Below are 5,810 nucleotides of genomic sequence, written 5' to 3'. Positions count from 1 at the left end.
CCTCCCGCCTCACCCTGACCGCGCCCACCGGCCCCTTCCCGGTCGGCATGGTGCCGCTGCACCTGCGCGACGAGTCCCGGCTGGACCCGAACGCCCGGCCCGGCACGTTCCGCGAGCTGATGGCCACCGTCTGGTACCCCGCCCGGACCGCGGACGCCGCCGCCTACCCGCTCGCCCCCTGGATGACCGAGGGCGCCCTCAAGGCCTTCCTCGACGACGTCGGCTTCCCCCTCCCGCTCTCGCTCGCCCCGCTCACCGCCGGCCACCAGGGCGCACCCGTCCACCGGGCCGGCCGGCCGCTGCCGGTCATCCTGTACTCGCACGGCGCGGGCAGCCACCGCGGCGACCACACCATCGTGGTCCAGGAGTTGGCCAGCCACGGCTTCGCCGTCGTCACCGTCGACCACACCCACGACGGCATCACCGAATTCCCGGACGGGACCGTCGTCACCCGGGACGGCGTCGCCCCGGGCCTGTACCCGAGGGACTACGCGGCCGACCTGCTCTTCCTGCTCGACCGCGTCGTCGACCTCGCCAACGGCCGCAACCCCGACGTCGACGGCCGCACCCTGCCGAACGGCCTGCTCGGCGGCCTCGACGCCCGGAACATCGGCGCCTTCGGCTGGTCCAAGGGCGGCACCGCCGTCGGCCTCGCCATGGTCGCCGACCAGCGCATCCGCGCCGGGCTGACCCTGGACGGGCGGATGGAGTCGAACCCCGCCATCACCACCGACATCGACCGTCCGTTCATGATGATGACCGCCAACTACACCCGGGCGAACAGCCCCTACATCGCGACCTTCTGGGGCCACCTGCGCGGCTGGCGCCTCGACGTCCAGGCCACCGGCGCCGTGCACAACTCGTACGGCGACAACATGACGCTGATCCCGCAGGCGGGCCGGCTGATCGGCCTGACCGAGGAGCAGATCCAGTCCCAGGTCGGCACCCTCGACCCCGAGCGCGGCGTCCTCATCCAGCAGGCCTACCCGCGCGCCTTCTTCGACCTCCACCTGCGGGGCCGCCACTGCGGCAAGCTGCTCGACGGCCCGTCGAAGGCCTTCCCGGAGGTCGTCCACCACCCGTAGGACCTCGTGCACGGGCGGCCGCCACGGGGGTGCGGCCGCCCGACCCTAGCCGCGCCCCGCCAACGCCACGCCCGTCCGGTACAGCTCCACCAGTAGCGGCCGCAGCGCCTCCCCGGCAGGCGTCAACCGGTACGAGGTCCGCACCGGGAACCCGCGCCGCCGCTCCCGCACCACCAACTCCCGCTCCCCCAACGCCTGCAGGCGCTCCGCGAGCACCTTCGAGCTGATCTCCGGCAGCCGCTCCCGCAACTCCCCGTACGAGGCGGGCCCGTGCATCAGCTCGCGCAGCACCAGCGTCGTCCACCGGCCGGCCACCGCCGCGAGCGCCACCTCCACCGGACAGTCCGGCTCCGGACGGGCGGTGCGGCCGCGCCCGTCCGGCACCAGCTCCTCGTCCCAGCCCCGCTCACCCGACCCGTCACTTCCCGTTTGGTGACCCACGCCGGGCCGGTCTTCACTGCTCGCATGACTCACCCCGCCACCCTCCCCCCAAGCACCGACCCGGCACAACACCCGGCCGTCTTCGCCGCCGCCTTCAACTCCGGCCGCCCGGAACTGCTCGCCCGGGTCTACGAGCCCGGCGCGGTCTTCGTCCCCGCCCCCGGCGCCACCGCCACGGGGCCCGAACTCCAGCGCGCCAACGCCGAGTTCCTCGCCCTCGGCCTGCCCATCACCGTCCGCCCCCGGCACACCTACGTCGCCGACGACATCGCCCTGCTCATCGTCGACTGGGAGATCACCGGCACCACCCCCGACGGCACCGACATCCACCTCACCGGCACCGCCACCGACGTCGCCCGCCGCGACCCGGCCGGCCACTGGCACTACGTGATCGACAACCCCTTCGGCACGGCCGCCCGACCGTGACCGGGCGACCACTCAACCCTCGGTCCGCACCTTCGGGTTGACCGTGCAGAAGTAGACCCGGCTGGTCTGCTTGTCGAAGTAGAAGCTCCCCGAATACTGGGTCCGGGTGATCGACCTGTCGAAGGCCGTGCTGTGGAGCCATCCGGTCGTGCCACCCACCTCGGTGGCGATCTCCTCCGGGACACCGCACTCGATGACGGTCTCCTCCCACGTTCCGCCCGACGTGATCGCCGCCAGCGTCGCCGGCTCGACCTGCGCCACCCCCTCCAGGCTCACGTCAGTCGGTCCGGGAACCCCCCCGCCCGGTGTTCTGCGTCAACACCCGGCTGACCCACGTGGCCCCAGACAGCGAACCCAACTGCGGAAAGCGGCGCGCCAGCGGGTCGAGGTCCGTCCGCACCGTCGGCGTCGACACGGGCGCAGGTGCCGGAGGCTCCGCCGCCGTACAGGACACCACCAGCGGCAGGCCGGTGATCAGCGCCAGAGCCGGAACGAACAGCGCGGCCCGAGGCCTTGAACGCTGCTTCACACGAGGGCGATCCATGAAGCCGATCATTCCACTCCCGAACTACTGTCGAACGAACGGTCCTTGGCGGGTGTCCACACCGGTCAGAATCAGCGCCTCCCCCCCCGCTTCTCCCTTGACATACTGGAAGTACCGCTCGCAGGTGAGGATTCCCTCCACAGAGGCCAGTCTGGCGACTGCGCCCGTCCCGGCGTCCTCCTGCCTCCCGTACTCCCAGGTGCCGGTGAACCTGACGGCCGTCGGCGACTCCTTTCCCCGACACATGGCGGGCGGCAGACTCACCTCGCCGAGCCTGCCGCCCTCCAGGAACTGGATCGAAGCGGCGCCCGCCTTCCAGGTCCCGATGACAGCCGGGTCAGGCGCCTTCCCCACCGTGCACGAAACCGCCAACGGGACCACACATGCCAGCACCATCGACACGCGCCGCCCCGCATGCCTCGCTCCGAACGAGCCCATCAACTCTGCATTCCCCGCTCCACCTCTCCGGAGCCACGGGAGCCGTTCAGGACTTCGTCATCAGTAAGCCCGGACTCTTCAGCCGCTAGAGATCCCTGCCCGCCGAGCAGCCTCCGCAGGATGATTCGTTGGTCCTTCACGCACCCCTCCATCGAAAGCTCTCCCATCCACCAACGAAGCCCAGAGCGCCCCATCCGACCTTCGGATGGGGCGCTCCCTGAGCCGGTCGTAATGCACCCTGACGGCTGGTGAACTACTGCCGGACGAAGGGATCATCGGCGATCGAGACTCCGGTCAGCTGCAACCGCTCCTGCCCCTCGTACGTGAAGTACTGGAAGTACCTCTCACACGTCGGATAGCCGGCGCCGGACGTCAGCGTGGCCCACGCTCCGGTCCCGGCGTCCTCCAACTTGCCATGCTTCCACGTGCCGGTGAACTGCACCGGCGTGGGCGACTTCTCCCCACGGCAGGCGGCAGGCAGCAGACTCACCTCGCCGAGCCTGCCGCCCTCCAGGAACTGGATCGAACCGATGCCCGACGTCCACGCCCCGACCACCGGGGGCCTCTCCTCGGGCCCGGCCGAACACCCAACCGCCACCGGCAAAACGGACGCCAGGGCGACCGCCGATCCGCACCGCCTGCTCCGACGAACTACGCCCTTGAGAACCATCGCTGCTCACTCCCCCGAGACTGGGCGGACATCGTGGTCACCGGTCCCTTGCCTTGTTCCTGCAGGAAGATCTGACAGTCCTGCCCGCGGTTGTAGTTCCGCAGGGTCACGAAGACCCCCGACCCGTCGTCGTCCACGCTCCCCGCCTTCCAGGTCCCCTGGAACTCACCGAGCGGGCCGTCGCCCACCACGGGCTCCTTCAAGCAGAAGTAGCCGTCGAGCCGAACCTCCCCGAGCGCCCCGTTCTCCCGCAGCTCGATCACCTCGTCCCGCGCCGCCCACCGGCCCACATAGTCCTTCACCTCCGGCCCACCCGGCCTGAGCTTCAGATAGCCGGTGGCTCCGGCGATCAGCACGAGCCCCACCACCAGGACCACCCCCTCCCGCGACCTCGGAAACCACCTTCCGACAGCCATGTCTCCCGCCCCTCCCTCAAAGGATCTCCCGCACACCCGCAAACACCGGGAGCGCCCGATCCGTTCGCCGGATGGGGCGCTCCCGAAGGCAGGGGTCAACACGATGTCACGATCACCGAACTACTACCGGACGAACGGCTCCTGGCCGGCGTCCACACCGGTCGTCCCGAGCCAGTCGCCCGACTTGGCACTGCCGTACTGAAAGTGCCTCTCACACCTCAGGTTTCCCTCCGCCGAGGACAGTTTCGCTACCGCCCGGTCCCCGCGTCCTCCACCTTCCCGTACTCCCACGAACCCGTGAACCTGACATTCCTCCCAAGGACCACGGTTCCCGGTGAACCGCGCCCCATGGTAGGAAGCGGGGTCCCGCATCCCGCACGGGGAGGCGGGACCGCGCAGACGGTCCGACCGGTCAGCACTGCACGCGGTCGCCGACCTTCCCCATGTCGAGCGTTACACGATCCTCGGCAACCGCGCCGTCGCGCTGGACTGCCACCCGGTACTCGCCTTGGAGGCTTTGCGGTACGGATACCGTGTCGACGGTGCGGAGCACCCCGTCGACGGTGATCGAGAACCCCTTCCGCGCCGGAAAGCTCCCTCCTTGGCAGGAGATCTGATCGATCGTCTTACCACTGGACATCAGCATGACCGACCACTGGCCGTTGTACATGCTGGCACCGACGAAGATTCCGACTCCGGGGAGCGGCCTGGCAGCGATGTCCGCGAGCGGAACGCATCCACGCGAAACCACCCTCGGCGACGCCGAGCAGATGGCGCCGGTAGTCTCGGCCTGCCAGATCAACTCCGGGCCGTAGCACCGTGTCCACCGGGCACCCCGGTGCAGGCGCAGACGCCGAACAGCAGACCTGCGAGAACGGTACGGAGTTTCACCGGAAAGCACCTCACGTCTTCTCCCCCCTTCTCCGTGGCTCCTCGACCACCAGAGCCTCCGACGCGTGCAGCCGCCGCCCCCTTGGGCGGTGGACCACGGCGGCCCCTCGCCGAACGTACAGGACGTTCGGGAAGGGGCCGCGGTGCTGTGCGGAGCGTGCGGGGGCGGGTCAGGCGCGCTGGCCCTCGGTGGGGGCGGCGGTGGGGGTGGCGGTGCTGCCGGCCTGGGTGCCGAGGGTGCGTTCGACCTTGGCGACGGCGGTGCGGTACTGCATGGAGGCGGCCTGCTCGGAGGTGGCCTGGCGTTCGAAGAAGCCGAAGGCCATGGCGACCGTGCCGAAGCGCTCGATGCCGACGTAGCCGTTGAGTTGGACGCCGGCCAGGGTGCCGTTGAGGTGAACGGCGGGGGCGTCCTTGCGGTCGCCGAGGGTGACCGGGGTGACGGTGAAGGTCACCTCGTCGTCGGTGCCGCCGTTGAAGGTGATGCTGTGGCAGGTCTTCAGGGCGTCGGAGACGGTGTTGAAGTCGGCGGTGAGCCGGTCGGGAGCCTCGGCGGCGAGGACCTGGGTGGTCATCGGGTTGCCGTTCGGGCCGTCGAGTTCGACCGCGGCGTGCGCGACGTCGGTGCCGGTCTGGGTGGCGTGCATGTTGATCAGGGCGCTGAGCGCGGCGCAGCCCGTCATCGGCGTCGGGTTCGCGCCGGGGCTGGGGCTCTGCGTCACCGGGATCTCGGTGTGGCCGGCGCCGAGGTCGGCGGCGGTCAGCAGGGCCGACTTCAGCTGGTCGGCGGAGGGTAGTTGTTGGGCGTCGTCGGTGCCGGTCTGGGTGGCGTGCATGTTGATCAGGGCGCTGAGCGCGGCGCAGCCCGTCATCGGCGTCGGGTTCGCGCCGGGGCTGGG

At 70.4% G+C, this 5,810-nt stretch carries 10 protein-coding genes; 2 read left to right on the top strand and 8 right to left on the bottom strand.

The window, feature by feature from the left end; translation table 11 throughout:
• On the top strand, positions 1-1,085 hold a 1,085-nt coding region (locus ACIQOV_RS24055; protein ID WP_401051602.1), incomplete at its 5' end, for an alpha/beta hydrolase family protein.
• Positions 1,086-1,130: 45 nt separating this feature from the next.
• Here the strand turns inward: ACIQOV_RS24055 and ACIQOV_RS24050 are convergent.
• Positions 1,131-1,526, bottom strand: a complete 396-nt coding sequence (locus tag ACIQOV_RS24050) for a winged helix-turn-helix transcriptional regulator (protein ID WP_401051600.1) — start codon at positions 1,524-1,526, stop codon at positions 1,131-1,133.
• 24 nt (positions 1,527-1,550) lie between these two features.
• On the opposite strand from ACIQOV_RS24050, the gene ACIQOV_RS24045 reads away from it, so the two are divergent.
• Complete coding sequence (locus tag ACIQOV_RS24045) at positions 1,551-1,952, top strand: YybH family protein (protein ID WP_401051599.1); 402 nt, start codon at positions 1,551-1,553, stop codon at positions 1,950-1,952.
• A gap of 12 nt (positions 1,953-1,964) precedes the next feature.
• Here the strand turns inward: ACIQOV_RS24045 and ACIQOV_RS24040 are convergent, their stop codons facing one another.
• The 7 genes from ACIQOV_RS24040 to ACIQOV_RS24010 form a co-directional block, all read right to left on the bottom strand.
• Positions 1,965-2,228, bottom strand: a complete 264-nt coding sequence (locus ACIQOV_RS24040) for a hypothetical protein (protein WP_401051596.1) — start codon at positions 2,226-2,228, stop codon at positions 1,965-1,967.
• Position 2,229: 1 nt separating this feature from the next.
• Entirely contained in the window at positions 2,230-2,508 is a 279-nt protein-coding gene (locus ACIQOV_RS24035; protein ID WP_401051594.1) for a hypothetical protein, read from the bottom strand.
• Between the two features lie 12 nt (positions 2,509-2,520).
• Entirely contained in the window at positions 2,521-2,898 is a 378-nt protein-coding gene (locus ACIQOV_RS24030) for a hypothetical protein (protein WP_401051592.1), read from the bottom strand.
• Between the two features lie 289 nt (positions 2,899-3,187).
• The gene (locus ACIQOV_RS24025; RefSeq protein WP_401051589.1) at positions 3,188-3,490 is read right to left on the bottom strand and encodes a hypothetical protein; all 303 of its coding nucleotides are present in this window, start codon (positions 3,488-3,490) and stop codon (positions 3,188-3,190) included.
• 95 nt (positions 3,491-3,585) lie between these two features.
• Positions 3,586-3,981 (bottom strand): hypothetical protein, encoded by a 396-nt coding sequence (locus ACIQOV_RS24020; protein ID WP_401051588.1) that lies wholly within the window; start codon positions 3,979-3,981, stop codon positions 3,586-3,588.
• Positions 3,982-4,432: 451 nt separating this feature from the next.
• Positions 4,433-4,822, bottom strand: a complete 390-nt coding sequence (locus tag ACIQOV_RS24015; RefSeq protein WP_401051585.1) for a hypothetical protein — start codon at positions 4,820-4,822, stop codon at positions 4,433-4,435.
• A 259-nt stretch (positions 4,823-5,081) separates the two neighbouring features.
• Positions 5,082-5,810: hypothetical protein (locus tag ACIQOV_RS24010; RefSeq protein WP_401051584.1), on the bottom strand; the 729-nt coding region annotated here is incomplete at its 5' end.

The organism is Kitasatospora sp. NPDC091257 (assembly GCF_044757675.1).
GTDB classification, from domain to species: domain Bacteria; phylum Actinomycetota; class Actinomycetes; order Streptomycetales; family Streptomycetaceae; genus Kitasatospora; species Kitasatospora lactacystinica.
Note: the sequence above shows the minus strand (reverse complement) of the source record. Positions and strands in the feature narration are given on the sequence as shown.

What these genes read in the sequence shown, in the direction of transcription:
- ACIQOV_RS24045 (WP_401051599.1), top strand. Translation starts at nt 1,551, where the DNA reads ATGACTCACCCCGCCACCCTCCCCCCAAGCACCGACCCGGCACAACAC.
- ACIQOV_RS24035 (WP_401051594.1), bottom strand. Translation starts at nt 2,508, where the DNA reads ATGATCGGCTTCATGGATCGCCCTCGTGTGAAGCAGCGTTCAAGGCCT.